The 19,797-nt window shown below is 35.9% G+C and carries 20 protein-coding genes; 6 read left to right on the top strand and 14 right to left on the bottom strand.

Annotation, left to right across the window (positions count from 1 at the left end; all coding sequences use genetic code 11):
- Positions 1-41 precede the first annotated feature (41 nt).
- The 3 genes from prfA to G6R40_RS10670 form a co-directional block, all read right to left on the bottom strand.
- On the bottom strand, positions 42-1,127 hold the full coding sequence (prfA, locus tag G6R40_RS10680; RefSeq protein WP_165135134.1) for a peptide chain release factor 1: 1,086 nt from the start codon (positions 1,125-1,127) through the stop codon (positions 42-44).
- 213 nt (positions 1,128-1,340) lie between these two features.
- On the bottom strand, positions 1,341-1,697 hold the full coding sequence (locus G6R40_RS10675) for a DUF4260 domain-containing protein (protein ID WP_165135131.1): 357 nt from the start codon (positions 1,695-1,697) through the stop codon (positions 1,341-1,343).
- A 129-nt stretch (positions 1,698-1,826) separates the two neighbouring features.
- On the bottom strand, positions 1,827-2,099 hold the full coding sequence (locus G6R40_RS10670) for a hypothetical protein (RefSeq protein WP_165135128.1): 273 nt from the start codon (positions 2,097-2,099) through the stop codon (positions 1,827-1,829).
- A gap of 381 nt (positions 2,100-2,480) precedes the next feature.
- On the opposite strand from G6R40_RS10670, the gene G6R40_RS10665 reads away from it, so the two are divergent.
- A complete protein-coding gene (locus G6R40_RS10665) occupies positions 2,481-3,137 on the top strand; it encodes a C40 family peptidase (RefSeq protein WP_165135125.1) in 657 nt (218 codons plus the stop codon).
- Positions 3,138-3,196: 59 nt separating this feature from the next.
- On the opposite strand, the gene G6R40_RS10660 is transcribed toward G6R40_RS10665, so the two are convergent.
- Positions 3,197-4,210: an aminoglycoside phosphotransferase family protein gene (locus tag G6R40_RS10660; RefSeq protein ID WP_165135122.1), complete on the bottom strand. Its 1,014-nt coding sequence runs from the start codon at positions 4,208-4,210 to the stop codon at positions 3,197-3,199.
- Positions 4,211-4,273: 63 nt separating this feature from the next.
- Between G6R40_RS10660 and xrtF the strand changes: the two genes are divergently transcribed.
- Both xrtF and G6R40_RS10650 read left to right on the top strand, forming a co-directional pair.
- Entirely contained in the window at positions 4,274-4,825 is a 552-nt protein-coding gene (xrtF, locus tag G6R40_RS10655) for an exosortase family protein XrtF (protein ID WP_228455845.1), read from the top strand.
- A complete protein-coding gene (locus tag G6R40_RS10650) occupies positions 4,812-5,243 on the top strand; it encodes an exosortase F system-associated membrane protein (protein ID WP_165137657.1) in 432 nt (143 codons plus the stop codon). Before xrtF ends, G6R40_RS10650 begins: the two co-directional genes overlap by 14 nt.
- On the opposite strand, the gene G6R40_RS10645 is transcribed toward G6R40_RS10650, so the two are convergent.
- The 10 genes from G6R40_RS10645 to dnaB all read right to left on the bottom strand — a co-directional run bounded on the left by G6R40_RS10645 (position 5,240) and on the right by dnaB (position 16,040).
- On the bottom strand, positions 5,240-6,244 hold the full coding sequence (locus G6R40_RS10645) for a cation diffusion facilitator family transporter (RefSeq protein WP_165135119.1): 1,005 nt from the start codon (positions 6,242-6,244) through the stop codon (positions 5,240-5,242). The two genes, G6R40_RS10650 and G6R40_RS10645, sit on opposite strands and share 4 nt — an antisense overlap.
- Positions 6,245-6,322: 78 nt before the next feature.
- Positions 6,323-7,315, bottom strand: coding sequence for an aspartate-semialdehyde dehydrogenase (locus G6R40_RS10640; protein WP_165135116.1), 993 nt, complete (start codon positions 7,313-7,315; stop codon positions 6,323-6,325).
- A 37-nt stretch (positions 7,316-7,352) separates the two neighbouring features.
- Positions 7,353-7,784 (bottom strand): hypothetical protein, encoded by a 432-nt coding sequence (locus G6R40_RS10635; RefSeq protein ID WP_165135113.1) that lies wholly within the window; start codon positions 7,782-7,784, stop codon positions 7,353-7,355.
- 80 nt (positions 7,785-7,864) lie between these two features.
- Complete coding sequence (locus G6R40_RS15325; RefSeq protein WP_410497361.1) at positions 7,865-9,004, bottom strand: TonB-dependent receptor domain-containing protein; 1,140 nt, start codon at positions 9,002-9,004, stop codon at positions 7,865-7,867.
- A gap of 100 nt (positions 9,005-9,104) precedes the next feature.
- Positions 9,105-10,421: a TonB-dependent receptor plug domain-containing protein gene (locus tag G6R40_RS15320; RefSeq protein ID WP_317164504.1), complete on the bottom strand. Its 1,317-nt coding sequence runs from the start codon at positions 10,419-10,421 to the stop codon at positions 9,105-9,107.
- Positions 10,422-10,562: 141 nt separating this feature from the next.
- Positions 10,563-11,423: a carboxylating nicotinate-nucleotide diphosphorylase gene (gene nadC / locus G6R40_RS10625; protein ID WP_165135110.1), complete on the bottom strand. Its 861-nt coding sequence runs from the start codon at positions 11,421-11,423 to the stop codon at positions 10,563-10,565.
- A gap of 51 nt (positions 11,424-11,474) precedes the next feature.
- A complete protein-coding gene (gene nadB / locus G6R40_RS10620; protein WP_165135107.1) occupies positions 11,475-13,046 on the bottom strand; it encodes an L-aspartate oxidase in 1,572 nt (523 codons plus the stop codon).
- Between the two features lie 16 nt (positions 13,047-13,062).
- Complete coding sequence (locus G6R40_RS10615; RefSeq protein WP_165135104.1) at positions 13,063-13,689, bottom strand: NAD(P)H-dependent oxidoreductase; 627 nt, start codon at positions 13,687-13,689, stop codon at positions 13,063-13,065.
- A gap of 256 nt (positions 13,690-13,945) precedes the next feature.
- On the bottom strand, positions 13,946-14,422 hold the full coding sequence (gene rnhA, locus G6R40_RS10610; RefSeq protein ID WP_165135101.1) for a ribonuclease HI: 477 nt from the start codon (positions 14,420-14,422) through the stop codon (positions 13,946-13,948).
- A 10-nt stretch (positions 14,423-14,432) separates the two neighbouring features.
- Entirely contained in the window at positions 14,433-16,040 is a 1,608-nt protein-coding gene (gene dnaB, locus G6R40_RS10605; RefSeq protein ID WP_165135098.1) for a replicative DNA helicase, read from the bottom strand.
- Positions 16,041-16,236: 196 nt separating this feature from the next.
- On the opposite strand from dnaB, the gene G6R40_RS10600 reads away from it, so the two are divergent.
- From G6R40_RS10600 to G6R40_RS10590, 3 genes are all read left to right on the top strand, one after another.
- Positions 16,237-17,703 carry a DUF5687 family protein gene (locus G6R40_RS10600; protein WP_165135095.1) on the top strand — a complete coding sequence of 489 codons (1,467 nt, stop codon included), beginning with the start codon at positions 16,237-16,239 and terminating at the stop codon, positions 17,701-17,703.
- A gap of 9 nt (positions 17,704-17,712) precedes the next feature.
- Positions 17,713-18,414, top strand: coding sequence for an ABC transporter ATP-binding protein (locus G6R40_RS10595; protein WP_165135092.1), 702 nt, complete (start codon positions 17,713-17,715; stop codon positions 18,412-18,414).
- A 69-nt stretch (positions 18,415-18,483) separates the two neighbouring features.
- On the top strand, positions 18,484-19,797 hold the full coding sequence (locus G6R40_RS10590; RefSeq protein WP_165135089.1) for a M16 family metallopeptidase: 1,314 nt from the start codon (positions 18,484-18,486) through the stop codon (positions 19,795-19,797).

Raw genomic sequence — 19,797 nt, 5'->3', positions numbered from 1 at the left:
CAATTTTGGGAGTTCTTTGTTTTTATAATGTATAAGAAATTTTACATTCCTTCTTCTTCGCCTTTCATTTTTTCAGCATTTTCCGCCATGATAACAGCATCAATCATTTCACCAATATCACCATTCATGTAAGCATCAAGGTTATAGATTGATTTATTAATTCTGTGATCTGTTACTCGACCTTGCGGGTAATTGTAGGTTTTAATCTTTGCCGAACGATCACCCGTAGAGACCATAGATTTTCTTTGTGCCGCAATATCTCCCTGAACTTTTTGTAACTCAATATCATAGAGTTTTGTACGAAGCATTTCCATCGCCAACTCACGGTTAGCTAACTGAGAACGTGCTTGCTGGCATACCACCACCATTCCGGAAGGTTTGTGCGTCAACTGCACTTTTGTTTCTACTTTGTTAACATTCTGTCCACCTGCACCTCCAGAACGAGATGTTTGCATTTCTATATCGGCAGGGTTAAGTTCAAAATCAACTTCTTCAGCTTCTGGCAAAACTGCAACTGTAATCGCAGAAGTATGTACACGTCCTTGAGATTCTGTTTCTGGAACTCGTTGTACACGATGAACACCAGACTCAAACTTCATGACACCGTACACGCCATCGCCCTCTACTTTCATGATTAATTCTTTGTAACCTTTGGCTGCTTCGTTGCTATCCGTTACTTCGTGACGCCAACCTTTTGTTTTGAAATACATCGTGTACATTCTATAAATGTCTTCCACAAAGATAGCTGCTTCGTCACCTCCAGTACCAGCGCGTAGTTCCACGATAACATTTTTGTCATCTGCAGGATCTTTAGGAATCAAAAGCACTTTCAGTTCTTCTTCCAAGCCTGGAATTTTATCGATGGCTTCTTGCTTTTCCATTTTAGCCAAGTCCACCAAGTCTTTATCAGAACCATCAGCGATAATTTCGTCCGACTCTTCAATCGCATCCAAAGCGCCTTTGTATTGGTTGTAGACAACTACAATCTTTCCCAAATCGCTATATTCTTTGTTAAGAGTAGAATATCTTTTTTGGTCGTTGATGACATCGGGTTGGATAATCAAGTCAGCAACTTCGTTATATCGTTGTTTTATCGCTTCCAGTTTCGGAATGAGAGATTTTGACATCGTTTTATTTTAAGTATGCAAAAATACAAAATTTCAGGGAATTATTTTTTGGCTGTGCCCCTTTGTTTTGCCTTGGCTAAAAGCTTTGCAAAAACATGCGGGTCGGTCTTCGTGCAGTCGCTGTTTTCGTTGGCTTCGGCTCCGCCCAGCCATCGCAAAACGAGCTCCAACAATGCACTGCGCCCTCACAGATGATTAGGTATATTTAGAAAACTATTTAGCCTTACCTATTTTTCCCAAATGTGTATTTTGGAAGCTGTCTTCATATTTTAAACCATAGCCAACAATCCTATCAAATGCAGAATGCGCTAACATTATTGTAGCAATCATTTCCAGATAAGGTAATTTTAAATATATCGCGCCCAAATATAGAAGTATCGCTGTACCAAAATGATGGAAAAGATTATAACAAAAAGCACCAAATCTCGTATTTACCAAATATCCCAACATCGAAATATCTGGAACAAAAAACAATCCCAAAAACCACCACCAAGAAAACTCTGTATGGGAGAATCCATATAACGACAAAATAAAAAGGGTAAAATATTCTAGCTTCAATATTATTTTCATAGATAATAAGTCAGCATTTTAAAGAGAAAAGTTACAAAACAAAAAAGCTTTCTGGAAAAATCCAAAAAGCTTTTCAATATATGTTGTTTCGCTTTGAGTGCAATTCTCAAAACAGAAAATTGCCAACTATTAGTGGTGATGATTGTCTGCTGGCTTTTCGCCTGCAGGTCTTTGGTAGATAACTTCTACACCTTCTTGTTCGTACAATTTTTGGTATCTTACTTTTTCAGGATCAAAGTTTTTATTGATTTTTCCAAAGTATTCTGCAACCCCTTCTGTCAACCAAAGTGGAACGATATAGGTTGCGAACATAAAAATACACCAAAAGCCAGCCAAGAACATTACAATAAAATAGATTGTCCAAAGGTACTGGTAAAACGGCCAAAATGCTGATAACATCATTTTCTTAAATATTTAACGCAAAAATAGAACATTTTTTCTATTTCAACAAAAGTTTTAACTATGATTTTTTCCAAGAAAGAAGAATTGCAAGTAATGACAAACTTAACATCTTTTTTTAGAATCTTGAAAGACACAAATAACTAAGTAAATAAAGGATATCAACTGAATATGTTAAAAAGTCTTAAACAAAATAAAATCGCAAAACCCTATTATAAGCGTTTTGCGATTTGTTTTTGATTAACATTCTTAATAAAAATGTTAAATAGTGTTAAATAAAGTCTTCCTTATTTACAATCGGAAAGTCCTTTTATAGGTATTCTTTAAATTTGCCTTGCATTTGAACAAAAAAGAAACCTGTTTAACACGTTTAAATAAATATATATGAAGAAAAGAGTTCTGTTTTATATCCTAGCTGTAGTTACAACATTCTCCCTACAATCATGTGTATCCAACTACGTTGTATCTCAACCAAATATATACAAAACTGATGCCAAAGTTACACCTGTTATAGCCAAAGCTGAAAACGCGGACAAACTACAAGCTAAGAGAATGTTAGCATCTCTTAACAACGCATCTAATTCTATCAAGGCTTCAATGATTGCAGAAGCTATCAAACACGAAAAAACAATCGACAATATTTTAGACGAAGCAAGTACTTACCTTGGAACACCTTACAGATATGGTGGAACAACAAGAAGTGGGATCGACTGTTCTGCTTTTGTACTTTCAGTTTTCGGTGCAGTGGCGGGTGTTAATTTACCAAGAGTTGCGGCAGATCAATCTCAAGAAGGTGAAGCGGTAGATAAAACTGAACTAAAAAAAGGAGATTTGGTATTTTTCTCACATGGTAGAGGCCGTATCTCTCACGTAGGAATTGTTGAAGAAGTTAATGAAGAAGGCGATGTTAAATTCATCCATTCGGCGACATCGAAAGGCGTAATGGTATCTTCTCTCAACGACAGATATTGGGGTCCAAGATATCGTTTTGCTAAAAGAATTATTAAAGAAAACAGTTTAGTATTAAATCAAACGAACTAATTCAGAAAAATATAAAATTAAAAAGCTTCCCATTTTGGAAGCTTTTTTTATATTTATTTCTATTGTAAAAGTTGTGCAATCTTACGTTTTGTCTCATCTGTATTAAGTTGCTGAATCAGCATTAATAATTCTGGATATTGCCTCAAACCTTCCCACGTGGATGCCAATGCTGTTATGTTTTTAATCCCTTGTTCCAGACTTTGCATAAAATGCTTTTTTCGTTGAATTAAACCACGGAATCCATAAGCGCCTAAAACTTGCAAATAACGCATCATTATAATAGGCTTAATAGAAGCTTGTAAACTTTCAATATCCTTTTCCTTTTGCCATAATGATAAATAATAATTTATCATCTCGCTTTTGAAATCATCGGAAAAATTAGCTTTCGCTTGATAAAGAAACGAAACAACATCGTACATCAACGGGCCAAACATCGCGCCTTGATAGTCAATAAAACTGATATTATTGTTGTCATCAACCATGATATTTCGCGATTGAAAGTCGCGAATCATTAAACCTTTAGGGCTTAACACATGGATTTGCAAGACGATGGATTGAAACTCTTTTAATAGTTTTGACTTATGATATGGCATCTCAAGAATATCGATCAAAAAATTCTTGAAATAATACAAATCGTGTGTGATGGCCAATTCGTCATAAGCTTCATAATCAAAGGTTTTTGTATAATCGATTTTTGAGGCGGTTTTCTGCTGTAACTCAAACAAATCCTTCAGCGTTTTCTTGGCAAGCCTTTTTATTCTATCATCATTTTTATCGGATGAAATAACTTCAGAAAGCGTTTGACTACCCAGAAATTCCTGAATATAAATCTGTCTTGTTGGATCTACACTAAAAATCTTTGGTGTGTTGAGTCTCAACTCTGAAAAAACTTCCGAGAAGTAAAAAAAAACTTCATTTTCTCTTAGATTATCATTGTCTGTAATAATGTATTTTTTATCGTTACAACTTCCAATATAATTTTTTCGGGACGATCCACTTTGTGGCAAATTGACGATTTCGACAGCCTCGGTTTTACAAAAATTACTGAAGAATTCTTTAATCTTAGATTCCATAACAACAAATTTAATCAATTGTCTTTTAAGAATCATGTCCTTCACAAAACTTGCTAATTATTTATGTATTTTTGTGTTATGCTAAACGATTTAAAACCTGTTCTTAGAATTTTGCTCCGCTTTGTGGGCATCTACTTGATTTTGGTTTTTTTATATCAAATGTATCTCAATCAATATGACACAGAGATTATTGATCCTTTTTCTCGTTGGGTTGCTGGACAAGCCAACTGGCTACAAAATGTATGCGGATTTTCCTCCACGCTACAAGATGGCATCGGGAAGGAAGGCATTCGTTTTATTGTTCGGGGCGAATATTTGACCAGAATGGTGGAAGGTTGCAATGCTATTTCGGTGATGATTATGTTTGTAGCCTTCATATTTGCATTTTATAAAGGTGCCAAAACTTTTCTTTTTGTAGTTGCAGGTTTGGTGGCTTTACACCTTATGAACTTCGGGAGAATTGCCTCGCTAAACATGGTAATTGCAGATTATCCAGATTATGGAAAAATGTTTCACGATTATGTTTTTCCTGGAATTATCTATGGAACTGTGATTATCTTATGGATTGTTTGGATTAAATTTTTTGCTTTAAAACAGAATGATGAAAGCGCATAATTACCTATTCGTCATTCTTGGAATTTTTGGACTAATTGGTGTTCGTTTTTTGGAAGACACGATATTTTATGACCCTTTTCTAGCTTACTTTAAAGGAGAAAATGACACGACGCCGTTTCCAGAATTCGAAAGTGCCAAACTAATTTTAAGTTATTTATTTCGATTTGGACTTAACTTAATATTTTCACTTTTAATTATTCAACATCTTTTCAGGAATAAGCCATGGACAATTCAGGCGATGGTTTTGATTGTATTGGTATTTGCAATTGTTTTCCCAATTTATTTATATTGCATTTATACCAATTTTGAAATTGGCGAATTATTCAGTTTTTATATGCGACGTTTTGTCATTCAGCCGATGACACTTTTTTTGATTGTGCCCATATTTTATTACCGAAAATATTTACAAAAGATTTAATTATTCCTGTCGTGTTTATCGGCTTGTGTAATTGCTTGAGATGTCCATTCGATACGCTTTAGGAAAGGAAATTCGCGCACGGGACAATTTTGGATTTGGCAGATTTCACAAGATTTTGGTTTGCAATCGTCCATGTGAAAATTAAACTCAACTTGCCGATTAGAATTTTTAGCCAAAAGAATAATCACCTTTTCCATTTCCTGGTGTGCTTCCCGTAGAGAGTAATAGTAAGGCAAAGTGATATGCGCATCGATATGCAAATTGGCACCAAACTGCTGAATCTTCATATTATGAATATCTATCCAGTCGATTTCACGGTTATTTTCGAGGATTTTAGCTATTTTTTCGACCAAGTCTAAATCCTGCTCATCCATAATTCCACTTAAGGATTTTCGCACGATTTTGTAACCAACAACAATAATATAAGAACCGAACAAAATCGCAACTACGGCGTCCAACCAAAATAATTTGGTTATATAAACAATGATTAAACTGATGACAACGCCACCTGTAGTAATCGTATCGCTCATCAAATGTTTGCCCGAACTTTGTAGCACCAAAGATTTTTCTTTTAAACCTTTTTGAAGTGAGATGTAACCCATGACATAGTTGATGACCGCAGTTGCTGCGACAATTGCCATTCCCCAATCTAACTTGCTCGGCACATTTTGACTCAATAATGAATTGACCGCTTGAACGATAATGACAATACCAGCAAAAATGATAAGTGTACCTTCCACACCTGAGGTGATAAACTCAACTTTTCCGTGGCCATAAGGATGATCTTCATCTTTTGGTTTTGCCGCAACATATAGCGAATAAAGTCCCATAAATGCAGCAATAATATTGACAATGCTCTCCATAGCATCTGAAAATACAGCATCCGAATTGGTGAGTCGCCATGCGATGAGTTTCGCAATAAATAAAACAATCCCTGCAATCGCAACATTACGTTGAAACTTGAAATTTTGCTTTTCTATTTTTTGTCCGTTAGGCGTCATAAGTTTGAAAAATGAATAATCTTTTGTTTGGCTATTCTAATAATTAAAAAAAGCTCACTTTGTTGTGAGCTTTTTGTTTTACACTAAATTTTGTTTTAAAAGGTATTCTGCGATTTGTACAGCATTGGTTGCGGCACCTTTTCTAAGGTTGTCTGCGACAATCCAACAATTGAGTGTTTTTGGTTGAGAAGCATCTCTACGGACTCTTCCTACAAAAACATCATCTTTACCTTCGGCCATCAAAGGCATTGGATAAATTTTGTTTTGCACATCGTCAAGAACTGTAACACCAGGCGTTTCGGAAAGTATTTTTCTAAGCTCGTCTAAATCAAATTCGTTTTCAAATTCGATATTAACGCTTTCTGAATGTCCTCCTTGCACCGGCACTCGCACCGCTGTTGCTGTTAAACTAAATGTATCGTCTCCTAAGATTTTTTTAGGCTCTTTCATTAATTTAATTTCTTCTTTGGTATAATCATCATCCGCAAAAACATCGCAATGTGGCAAGGCGTTTTTGAAGATTTGATAAGGATATACCATTTCTACAGATGCGTTACCATTAACTTCTGCGTTCAATTGATCAACAGCTGCTTTTCCTGTACCGGTTACCGATTGATAAGTTGATACTACTACGCGTTTGATATCGTATTTCTGATTAAGTGGATGGAGTACCATTACCAACTGGATTGTGGAGCAGTTGGGGTTAGCTATGATTTTGTCTTCTTTTGTTAAAACCTCAGCATTAATTTCTGGAACTACTAATTTTTTTGTGGGATCCATTCTCCAAGCTGATGAATTATCGATAACAAAAATTCCTGCTTCCTCAAATTTGGGAGCCCATTCTAAAGACGTATCGCCACCCGCAGAAAATATTGCAATAGAAGGTTTTTTATCAATAGCGGTTTGCATAGATACAACTTCATAATCTGTACCTTTGTATTTGACCTTGCTACCAATTGACCTTTCTGAAGCCACTGGAATTAGCTCGGTTACAGGAAAATTTCTTTCCTCTAGTACTTTCAACATCACTTGTCCTACCATTCCGGTAGCACCAACAACTGCTATTTTCATTAAAAAAATTCTATTTGTTTGTTTTATAAAGTTTTAATTAAGCTCCGAAAACTTTTGCCCAAGGGAAGGCAAATGCGAATAATGCGATTGCCAATACACCCATGAAAACTACTTTTAAAGTAATGGTCTCCGCAGTTTTTACTTTTTTATTAATAATAGTCATTAAGATAACCGCTATCAACATTGAGAAAGGGTGTTCTACATACTGAAATCTTAAGTCTGAGTTTTTCATTACTGCACCCATGTCCAATCCGTTTGAGAATGTTACGCCTAACATGACAAGCCCTACTAACAATTGGATATGGAAGAAAATCATTGTAAACAATGTTGTTTTCTTTAAAAAGTTATTGACTTTGCCACTGTAGCCGAACATTGTCATCAATAAGGCTACTAAGAATAGGGCAACTAGCAAAAGTTCTAGGTAAGCAAAACCTTTGTGTGCATTTAATAAAATGTTGTAAAATTCCATGTTTCTTTTTTTAGGTTAACAAAGATAACAAAAATCCCGACCATTGGCCGGGATTTGAGTATCTATTGATGGTAATTTTCTTAAAATCTATAAGAAACAGTTGCTGACCATGTTCTCCCGAATCCGAAATATACTTGGTTGGCAGTATCAATACCTTTATAAGTTTTACCTGTTGCATTAGAATCTCCTGCGAAGATAGATGTCTTACCGTCAGAGATATAATAAGTATCAAATAAATTATAAACGTTACCTGTCAAAGTTAAACGATGTCCATTCAACAAATTAAAGGTATAAGAAACACCTGCATCGAATAGGTTATAACTTGGTAATTCTAACGCGCCTTTACTATTTGGATTTGATGCTTTTGTAATATCGAAAACTGAATAATATCTGTCGTAGTAATTCCAATTAGCAAAAATATTGAAAGCCTTAACTGGCTTAAGAGTAAATCCTAATGAAGCTGTTGTTTGGGCTGCATCAGAAACTTTGATTTTATCGATATACAATGTTTTCGAAGCTTGTCCATCTTGTGGTGTAAACGGGCTATTGTTTTCATCAAATGTGGAACCCATAGCATCTCCTTTATAGAACCAATCTCCCATAGAGAACATTGCATTGAATTCTAAATAATCAACAGGCTTATAGGATAACTCTACTTCCGCACCCATGTGAACCTCTTTTACACCTTCAATGTTAGCATAGATGTTTCTTGTGTCAACACCATTTTGGTCTTTCATTGTCAGACCTGTAATTCTGGTGAATCTATCTTTCCATTCAGTATAGTAAACATTAACATTAGCTCTTAATTGAGAACTTCTGAAACCATATCCTAATTCGGCAGATGAAATTTTTTCATTCATCAATCTTGGGTTAATTACCTGTTGAGAGTTAGGAAAAACTGCGTAATTATTTGGCTGCTTTGAGTAGTAACCTAAGTTAGCAAAAACATTATGATTTTCGTTAATGTTAAAATTGATTCCTCCTTTTGCATTATAACCCCAAATGCCCTCGAAGCCAGTTTTCGTATTAACTGTTTGACCTTGTTGTACTGTTACACCATCAATAATCCAATTGTCAATTCTTTGGAACTGTTGATTAGAAACTGATCCTTGTACAAATGCTGAAATAACCTCATTAGAATATTCTAATTGCCCAAAAGCACCTAACCACATAACCTCACCATCGAAGTTTCTACTTGCAATTTGAGATTTGTCTTTAATTGCTTTATCAAATGGATTAACAGAATTTTTGGGTGCGTAAGATTGTGTTACTGTGTAATAAGGCTTTTGATTTAGATCATTTGTTTCTCTGTATTGAGAGTTACCCCAAAAAATCAGAAATCACACCTGGGTGGTATCCATAATAGTATCTTCCATCAAGCCCTCCTGAAAAGCTCCAATTGCTATTAAATTTATGCTGGAAGTTCGTTAAAAAACCGTACCAGTCATGTGAGTTAACGTGCGTTCTTCTAACAAGACCATTGCTTCTTGTTGCAATTCCTGGTGTAGGATTAGCCAAAGCAACACCGTTTTTATCTTTAAAGTCTGCAATAACAGCTCCTTGGTTCCATGCATAGATATCATCAAATCTTAACTGACCATCTTGAGTTTTTGGCAATGAGTTAATATTAACTCCATTGATGTTACCAAGAACACCTGTTCCTCCACCTCTACCCCAAGAGGCATAAAGCACAGTTGATAATTTTGATTTTTCATTTATTTTCCAATCCCAGTTAACAGACATTAAAGGCTTACTGTAAAAGTTAACGGATTGTGACATAAGCTCTCCATTAAGATATCCCCAGTTAGAATTATATCTTCTGTTTGGTTTATCTTCGCTGCCATATTTTTGTAGCACATCAATTCTTGATTGGTAATTTTGATTATGCCATTGAGGAGCTCCTGTGAAAGTAAACTGAAAATCGTGTTTTTCATTTGGTTGATAACCCAAAGCAAAATAATAATTATAAGCTTCGAAATCTGAACCATCAACATAAGTTGCGCCAGCCGTTCTTGCCATTAAGAAAGATGAAGACCATCCTTTTGCTGATTTACCTGTATTGTATGAAAATAAACTTTTTAAATAACCATCGTTACCCAAGCCTATTGTAACATTACCTTCTCTTTTTTTATCTGCCGCTCTTGTCAATACGTTGATAGTACCTCCAACAGATGCAATAGCAAGCTTGGAAGAACCTAAACCTCTTTGGATTTGCATTGCTGAAGTTACGTCAGATAGTCCTGCCCAGTTTGACCAATATACTGCACCTGATTCCATATCGTTAACAGGCACACCATTTACCATTACAGCAATATTGTTCATGTCAAAACCACGCACATTAACACGTGCATCTCCAAAACCACCACCACCTTTTGTAGTATAGATAGATGGTGTTGATTTTAAGATTTCAGGAAACTCTTGATTCCCTAGTCTTTCTACGATTTGTCCTTCTTTGATTGTTGACACTGCGACAGGTGTTTTTCTGTCTTTTGCGATGTCAGCAACACTCATGATAACTACTTCATCGATATCATTAGATTTAATTGTATCGAGAGGTTTTTGTTGAGCAAAGTAAATGCTTGCTGTTGATAGTGTTAAAACGATTGATAATGATCGTCTTCTGAGATTGCTTTTCATTTTTTGTCTATTACTATATTTATTTGACTGGACAAATTTCCGAAATAAAAGTTAACTAGCTTTTAACAAAGAATTAACATTTGTCATTTTATAAAAAAATTAATATTCCGTTAACATTATGTTAAATTTGAATTAAAACTACTATTCTACAGCTTTCAAACTTAGGTCAATATTTTTTGCCGAATGTGTTAATGCTCCAGCCGAGATGTAGGTTACGCCAGTAGCAGCAATGTTTTTGAGCTGGTCTCTTGTAATTCCTCCAGAGGCTTCGGACTCACATTTTCCATTGATAAGTTGCACTGCTTCTGCCATGGTTTTCACATCCATGTTGTCGAGCATAATCCTATCAACATCTGCCTCAATAGCCTCTTCAACCTCTTTTAGATTACGGGTTTCGACTTCTATTTTCAGTTTTAATTTATTTTTTTCAAGATAGTCTTTAGCCATTTTCACAGCATTGGTAATACTACCGTTATAATCAATATGGTTGTCTTTTAGCATGATCATATCATATAATCCGTAACGATGGTTGGTTCCGCCGCCAATAGCAACTGCCCATTTTTCACAAATTCTAAAATTAGGCGTGGTCTTTCGAGTGTCCAAAAGCTTGGTTTTTGTACCAACCAATCTTTGGTCCCATTCGTGGGTTAAAGTAGCAATACCACTCATACGTTGCATACAATTGAGAACCAATCGTTCAGCAGACAAAATAGACTGCGCTTTTCCTCGAACCAAAAATGCGATTTCTCCAACTTTTGCCTGTTCACCATCCTTAATAAAAACATCAACTTCCAGATCTTTGTCAACATAATTAAAAATCTCCAAAGCCATGTCAACACCCGCCAAAATGCAGTCTTCTTTTACTAAAAGTTTGGCTTGTTGCACTAAGTCTTTGGGAATGGTCGACAATGTAGAAACATCTCCTGTATGGATATCTTCCAAAATTGCCGCTTTTATAAATGTATGTAAGGCTTTATTGGTTATATAGGCTGGTTTTGTCATGCTAAATTGTTGATTTATTTTTAGTTAAATAATTTATATAAAGTTAAAATATCAATTCAAATCTTTATTATAAAAAGCCCCTTTGTTGACTTTCATTTCTAAAGATTGATTAATGATAAGTCCAGAAACACTTACCAGATTTCGAAGTTCTGATAATTGTGGTGAAAGTATAGAATAGTTGTACAATTCGTTAACCGCCTCGGAAATATCTTGGTGTTTTTTTTGTGCTATTTTAAGACGCTCATTACTTCTAACGATACTCACCAAATCGCTCATCATCTCCTGTAGTTGTTTTCTAAGATAACTTACCAGAACCATTTCGTCCATAATCTTCATGCCTTCTTCATTCCATTCTGGAATCGCTTTAAGATCATCAAAATTAAAATTATTCTCTTGCAAAAGTTCCATTGATTTTATTGCGGCATTATGCCCAAAAATCAAACCTTCCAATAAAGAATTAGACGCTAGTCTGTTAGCACCATGAAGTCCAGAATTGGTACATTCGCCGACAGAAAAAAGATTCTTAATAGAAGATTGTCCATCTTTATCAATGTTAATGCCGCCCATCAAATAATGTGCTGCAGGGACAACAGGTATCAACTGTTTGAAAGGATCAATACCTTCGCTAAGACATTTATTATAGATATTCGGGAAATGCTTTACAAATTTTTCTTTATCCATTTCGCGACAATCCAGACCAACATATTCGTCACCACTTGTTTTCATCTCATTATCGATGGCACGTGCGACAATATCTCGTGACGCCAGTTCTTCGCGCGAATCATATTTTTGCATGAAAGATTTGCCTTGTTTGGTACGAAGTTTTGCACCATCGCCGCGCACCGCTTCCGAGATTAAAAACAGCATCCCATCCAACTTCGAATACAATGCCGTAGGATGAAATTGATAATATTGCATATTGCTAACCTTACCAAAAGCACGTGCCACAAAGGCAATACCATCTCCCGTTGCAATTATTGGATTTGTTGTGTTTTTATAAACGTGTCCAGCGCCTCCTGTTGCAACTAAAGTTATTTTGGCCGTAATTTTTTTGATGCGCTTTTGCTTTTCGTCCAAAATATAGGCGCCATAACAATGGATATTATCTGGATCCAAATCTTTTCCAGGTACGTGATGCTGGGTTAACAAGTCAATAACATAATGATATGGAAGAATTTCTATATTCGGAGAATTGCGAGCCGTTTCCAATAAGGCACGTTCAATTTCAAAACCAGTAATATCTTTGTGATGAACAATTCTGTTTTCGGTATGCCCTCCTTCCCGACCCAAAGCAAATTTTCCGTTCTCTTGGTCAAATTTTGCACCCCATTCTACAATTTCTCGAAAACGCTTTGGTGCTTCTTCAACAACCATTTTCACAACCTCGGGATCATTTTCTCCGTCACCCGCACGTATCGTATCATCAATATGTTTTTGGAAATTATCTTTATCAAAATCCGTAACTACAGCAAGACCACCTTGGGCATATTTGGTATTACTTTCATCCTCGTCCGCTTTGGTAACAATTATGATTTTGGTGTCGGGAAGTTGCTCCGATATTTTGATGGCGTAGGACAATCCTGAGATCCCTGAACCAATTACTAAAACATCCGTTTTAATCATAGTTTTTTTTGCTTTCTTAGATAAATTTAATGAATTTATCCAAAGGTTTTCTAATTTTTTTCAAGTTCTGAAACACGTCATCATCAGCTCTTTTTCCTAAAGCCAATACCACAGCAACACGTTCTTCCAAGAGATTCAAATTTAATGCCTCAGACAATTTATCATGTCTAAAACCTTCCATCGGGCACGTATCAACCATTTCTTCCGCTGCTGCGGTTATCATGGTACCCAAAAGTATATAGGCTTGTTTTTCAGACCAATGACTCAACGTATTTGTATCATAACTTGAAACGAATTTGTCAATATTATTCCGAAATACAGAAAGTGTTTCCATATCAATTCCACGTTCATCCGATATATGTGCAAAATAAGCATCTACATAATCTGGATCTATTTTGGTTTTCGACACAATCGCGACAAGATGAGAGCAAGTACTTATTTGTGACTCGTTATAAAATGCCGGAATCAATCTTTTTATTTCTTCGTCCGATTCTACCACAATCAATTTATAAGGCTGCAATCCCATCGAACTTACTGACAAACGTCCTGCCTCTAGAATATTTTCCAGAGCTACTTTCGAAATCTTTTCTCCACTAAATTTCTTCACGGAATACCGCCAACGCAAAGCTTCCAAATAATTCATATAACAAAGATAATCATCCGAAGTCAAAATAAATTCTAAAGTTTTGTTAATTAGAAGCTGTTCCGGCTTTCACTAGTCGCTATCTTGTATTTCCTTCCGCAAAAAGCCATCCCAAAATACAAGATGAGCTCCGACATGCCGTTCAATCCGGGCTATGGGAGCCGTAACAAGGCTCCTAACAATTTCAGGTGAAATTAACTTTATAAAAAAATGAGAAACAAACAAACTGTTTAATTTAATAAACTGAATATCCTTTTTAGAAAAGCCCGCCATTGTTTTGATTCTCAAAATAGCTATCAACCTGAAGATTAGCATTTTGAGCCGCTTTTACAGCAAGCTGGTCAACCAATTCGTTTTCGGGATGACCTGCGTGACCTTTTATCCAATGGAATTTTGGATTGTACTTTTTCAATAACGGAATCAAAGTTTGCCACAAGTCGGGATTCTTAACATTTTTCCAAGCGCGTTTTACCCAACCAGCAATCCAGTTTTGGTTAACCGCATCCGACACATACTTGCTGTCCGTATAGATATGGACATCGTGTCCTTCATCTTTTAATTTTGACAAAGCAACCACAACAGCCATTAACTCCATTCGGTTATTGGTTGTTAATCTGAAGCCTGCGGAGAAATGTTTTTGATATTGTTTTTCGGGAACGCGCATAAGGATTCCAAAACCTCCTTTTCCAGGATTTCCACTACATGCGCCATCGGTAAAAATTTCGATTTTCAAACTCTAAATTTTAAAAAGGCATTTCATCATCGTCATCATCGTTCATCGCAGAACCAGAAACTTGTCCTTTAGAAGGAATTGCTGGTCCAAATGCAGAATCTGGCGTTCCGGTAACCGTGATTTTTCCAAAATCTGGCGCTTCGAAATTTCCTGAACCAAATCCAGAAGGAGTCGAACCGCCAAAACCACCACCATAAGCGTTGCCAAGCGTTTCGATATCATCGAATTTACCAATATTTTTGTGGAAAGCTAATCGCACATCGGCTGTTGCACCATTACGGTGTTTTGCAATGATAATCTCGGCTTGATTTTCGGTCGGCGTTTCCATACCTTCTTCATCATTATCCCAAACAGCAATTTTATAATATTCTGGACGGAAAATAAATGACACAATATCAGCATCTTGCTCAATGGCTCCAGATTCTCTCAAATCGGATAACATAGGACGTTTTCCAGGACGCGTTTCTACCGTTCTCGATAACTGAGAAAGGGCAATAACAGGAACATTTAATTCTTTTGCAATGGCTTTTAATGATCGTGAAATCATGGCAATTTCTTGTTCACGATTGCCTCCTGCTTTTCCAGAATTAGCAGTCATCAGCTGAAGGTAATCGACCATGATGATTTTAACACCGTGTTGCATAACCAATCTTCGACATTTTGCTCTAAAGTCAAAGATGGACAAAGATGGCGTTTCATCAATATAAAGCGGTGCGTTTTCCAAAGCTGAAACATTGGTAAACAAGCTGCTCCATTCTTGATCGGACAATGTTCCTTTTCTTAAATTTTCGGAAGAAATACCCGTTTCGGAAGCAATCATCCTGGTAATCAACTGTACAGAAGCCATCTCCAGAGAGAAAAGCGCCAAAGGAATATTATTATCTACAGTGATATTTCGTGCCATAGAAAGTATGAAAGCGGTTTTCCCCATCGCTGGACGAGCTGCAATAATAATAAGGTCCGAATTTTGCCAGCCTCCTGTTTCTTTATCCAAAGCAGAAAATCCTGATGGAACACCAGAAAGACCTTCTTTATCTTTTAATGATTTTATCTTGTCAATCGCCTCTTTTACCAAAGAGTTGGCGGTATCGAAACCTTTTTTAATGGTTCCGTTTGTAATTTCAAAGAAAGATTGTTCTGCTTTATCAAGAAGTTCAAAAACATCGGTCGTTTCTTTGTAAGAACTGTCGATGACATTGGCAGAAACATTAATTAAAGAGCGAAGAATAAATTTCTCCAAAATCACCCGAACGTGATATTCGATATGCGCTGAAGAGCTAACACCTAATGTCAAATCAATGATGTAATGGTCGCCTCCTGCAAGATTGAGTCTTTCAGTTCTTTTAAGTTCCTGAATAACGGTCATCATATCGATGGGCGAATTGGTCTCATAAAGTTTGAGTATTGCTTCAAAAATCGTCGTATGTCGCGGATCGTAAAACACCTCTGGCGTCAGCAGGTCGATAGAATGGTCCAATCCTTTTCTATCAATTAAAAAAGTCCCGATAACCAGTTTTTCAAAATCAACAGCATTAGGTGGCATTTTGCCATCCGAAATGGATAATTCTTTAGCAAAATTGCCTTGTGTAAGCGACGATAAGGTTTCTTTTTGAGCCATAATACAAAGATACGTCTTTTAGATTTTTTTTAGAATCAAGTTCTAAACAAAATTTTATGGAAAACTAATAAAAGTCTTGCAGAATCACAGTTTGTAATGTTGATAACTTCGATGAAACTTCAAAAATATCAGACTTTGTAACAAATTCCGTATTTTGTTAACTAAATAATTATACTACATTTTCTAAAATTTAAAAATGATAAAACCTTTTCTAAGTTTGGAGTTTAAAAACTTTATGCGTTCTAGCACTTTAGCAGCCAATGTTGCGATGAAGATTTTCCAGATTTTCATCATCATTTATTTTCTGGCGGTTTTTGTGGGTCTTAGCATTTTTGCTTTTTATTATCCAAAACAAGAGTTGCATGTTGATCCATTGCAATTTGTAGGTAGATTTTTGTTATACGCTTTTTTGGCAGACATTGTTTTGCGCTATTTTATGCAACAAATGCCAACGCAGAACATCAAAGCATTTTTAACAATGAACATCCCCAAAAACACCATTGTTAAATATTTGATTTCTAAAACCTTTTTATCATTCTTCACTTGGGGAAACGTGTTTTTGTATCTTCCTTTTGTCGTGTTGCTATTGATAGATGGCTATAGTTGGCTTGGATGTTTGGCTTGGTTTACAGCCATTATTTTAATGTATTTCATTAGCAATTTGTTGAATATTTTAATGAACGGAAAAGACAAAATCGCGTATTTGATTGGTGCATTTCTTTTCATTGCCGTTGTTTTAGACTATTTTAAAATTATTTCTTTCAGAGATATTTCGGGAACGATATTTTATGCTTTCTATGAAAAACCTTGGTTAGCCATTCTTCCTATGTTGGTGTTTTTGCCCTTGTTGTATTTGTGTTTTAATTATATAAAAAATATTTTCTATCTGGACAAAGCTCTGGAAACCAAAAAAGAAGAAGCCAAATCTGAAAATATTCAATTCTTAAACAAGTTTGGGATATTAGGCACTTTTATGAACAACGACATCAGAATGTTGAAACGCAGCAAGGCAGCACGCGCTATCGCCATCGGAGGTTTTTTATTTTTATTTTATGGCTTATTAATGTTTTCTACGCCATCTTACAAAACGCCTTTCATGCTGATGTTTTTAGGACTTTTTGTAACGGGAGGTTTTCAGATGCTATTCGGACAAAGAGTTCCGTCGTTTGACAGCTCGTATTATCCGCTAATGATGAGTCTGAATGTTCCTTATAAAGAATATCTAAAAGCCAAATGGTGGCTGGTAAATATCGTGACGTTTGTGTCAATGTTTATGGCATTATTTTATGCCTTTTTTGGGTGGAAAGTTTATTTCACATTTTTCGCGGCAGGCCTTTATAATATTGGTGTAAATTCTCAAATCACTTTATTATCTGGCGCATTTAATAAAAACCCAATGGACCTCAACACCGCAAAAAAATCAATGGGACAACAGAATAATCTCAGTCTCAAAAACATATTGCTCGTTATTCCGAAAATACTTTTACCAATGTTAATTTTCGGAGGCGCAAATCATTTTTTTGGGACAATAGGTGGCGTTGTAGCCATTGCCGCTGTCGGCATTATCGGATTTTTGCTGAGAGAAAAGGTGTTTGACTACATCACAAAGCTTTATAAAAAAGAAAAATACGACACCTTGGTCGAGTTTAAAAAAACATCTTAAAAATTAAAAATGATAAGAATTCAAAATTTAACAAAAATATATGGCGATCGCCAAGTTCTTAATATTCCTGAACTTAATCTTTCTGAAAGCCAAACCATTGGCTTGGTCGGAAACAACGGCGCTGGGAAAACCACACTTTTCAGCTTAATTTTAGATTTAATAGAAGCCTCGTCTGGATCAGTGGAAATAGATGACGAAAAAGTCAACGTTTCCGAAAATTGGAAAAACAAAGTTTCCGCATTTATTGATGAAAGCTTTCTTATTGGTTATTTGACACCCGAAGAATATTTTTATTTCTTAGGAGAACTTCGTGGTTGGAACAAAGCCAGCGTTGACAGTTTTTTAACAGAATTTGTTGAGTTTTTCAATGGAGAAGTCCTGAATGCCAAAAAATACATCCGCGATCTTTCCAAAGGAAACATGAAAAAGGTAGGTATTGTCGGCGCCCTCATTGGCAAACCGCAATACATCGTTTTGGATGAGCCCTTTGCAAATCTTGATCCGTCCACACAGATTAAACTTAAAAATTTAGTAAAACAATGGTCCAACAATTCAGATTCTACATTCATTATTTCTAGCCACGATTTAGTACATACCACAGAAATATCCGATAGAATTGTAGTCCTTAATAAAGGAGAATTGGTCCGCGACATCCAAACTTCTCCAGAAACCTTACAAGAGCTCGAGCATTTTTTCACAGAAAACATATAGAAAAAGCCCATCACATGTAACATTTTTAACTTTTTTCATACTTATACATTAGATTAACAAATGTTAAAGATGAAATTAAAACAATTATCCATTGCTTCGCTAGCATTTTTCGGAATGCTGACGAACGCACAAGAAATTAAGTTTGAAGAATATACGCTTCCTAACGGAATGAATGTTATTCTTCACCAAGACAATTCCGCGCCAGTAGTAACTTCTGGTGTAATGTATCATGTTGGGGCTAAAGATGAAGAAGTCGGCAGAAGCGGTTTTGCACACTTTTTTGAACACCTTTTATTCGAAGGTACAGCCAATATTAAAAGAGGAGAATGGTTCAAAGTGGTATCATCTAACGGTGGTACAAACAACGCGAACACAACCAATGACAGAACTTATTATTACGAAACCTTCCCATCCAACAATCTGCAATTGGGACTGTGGATGGAAGCTGACAGATTGCGCCATCCTATTATTAACCAAATCGGTGTTGACACACAGCGTGAAGTTGTAAAAGAAGAAAAAAGACTTCGTATGGATAACCAGCCTTACGGAAATCTTTTGACCGCTTTACAAAATAACTTGTTCACAAAACATCCTTACCGATGGACAACCATAGGAACTATGGAAGATCTTAACAATGCTAAGTTAAGCGAGTTCCAGGATTTCTTTAAAAAATATTATTCTCCAAACAATGCGACTTTGGTTGTAGCTGGAGATTTCAAAACGGATCAAACAAAAAAATGGATTGAAGAATATTATGGCTCCATCCCAAGAGGTCCAGAAATAACGCGTGTTTCTATCAAAGAAGATCCTATTACACAGCCAAAAGAAGTAACCTGGGCAGACCCCAACATTCAGATTCCTGCTTATTTGTTCTCTTACAGAGTTCCGGGAAGCCGTGACAAAGAATCTTATGCACTAAGCATGCTTTCAACTTATCTAAGTGGCGGTAAATCTTCTGTCTTGTACAAAAAAATGGTAGATCAGGACAAAAAAGCTTTGGAAATACAAGCGATTAATTTAGGTCTTGAAGATTACGGTATTTTCGCTGTATTTGCCATTCCGATGGGTTCTACAACAAAAGACGCTTTACAAAAAGATATCGATGCTGAAATTACAAAATTACAAACCACTCTTATTTCGGACGAAGATTATCAAAAACTTCAAAACATCGAAGAAAATCAGTTTGTTAATGCCAATTCAAGCGTTCAGGGTATTGCAAGTTCTTTAGCAACTTACAAAGTTTTGTATGGCGATGCTAATTTAATTAATAAAGAAATTGACATCTACCGTTCTATTACAAAAGAGGATTTGAGAAATGCTGCGAAAAAATATCTTAATCCTAACCAACGTGTCATCATCAATTACGTACCTGAGAAAAAATAA

This window comes from Chryseobacterium sp. POL2 (genome assembly GCF_011058315.1).
Classification (GTDB): Bacteria; Bacteroidota; Bacteroidia; order Flavobacteriales; family Weeksellaceae; genus Soonwooa.
Note: the sequence above shows the minus strand (reverse complement) of the source record. Positions and strands in the feature narration are given on the sequence as shown.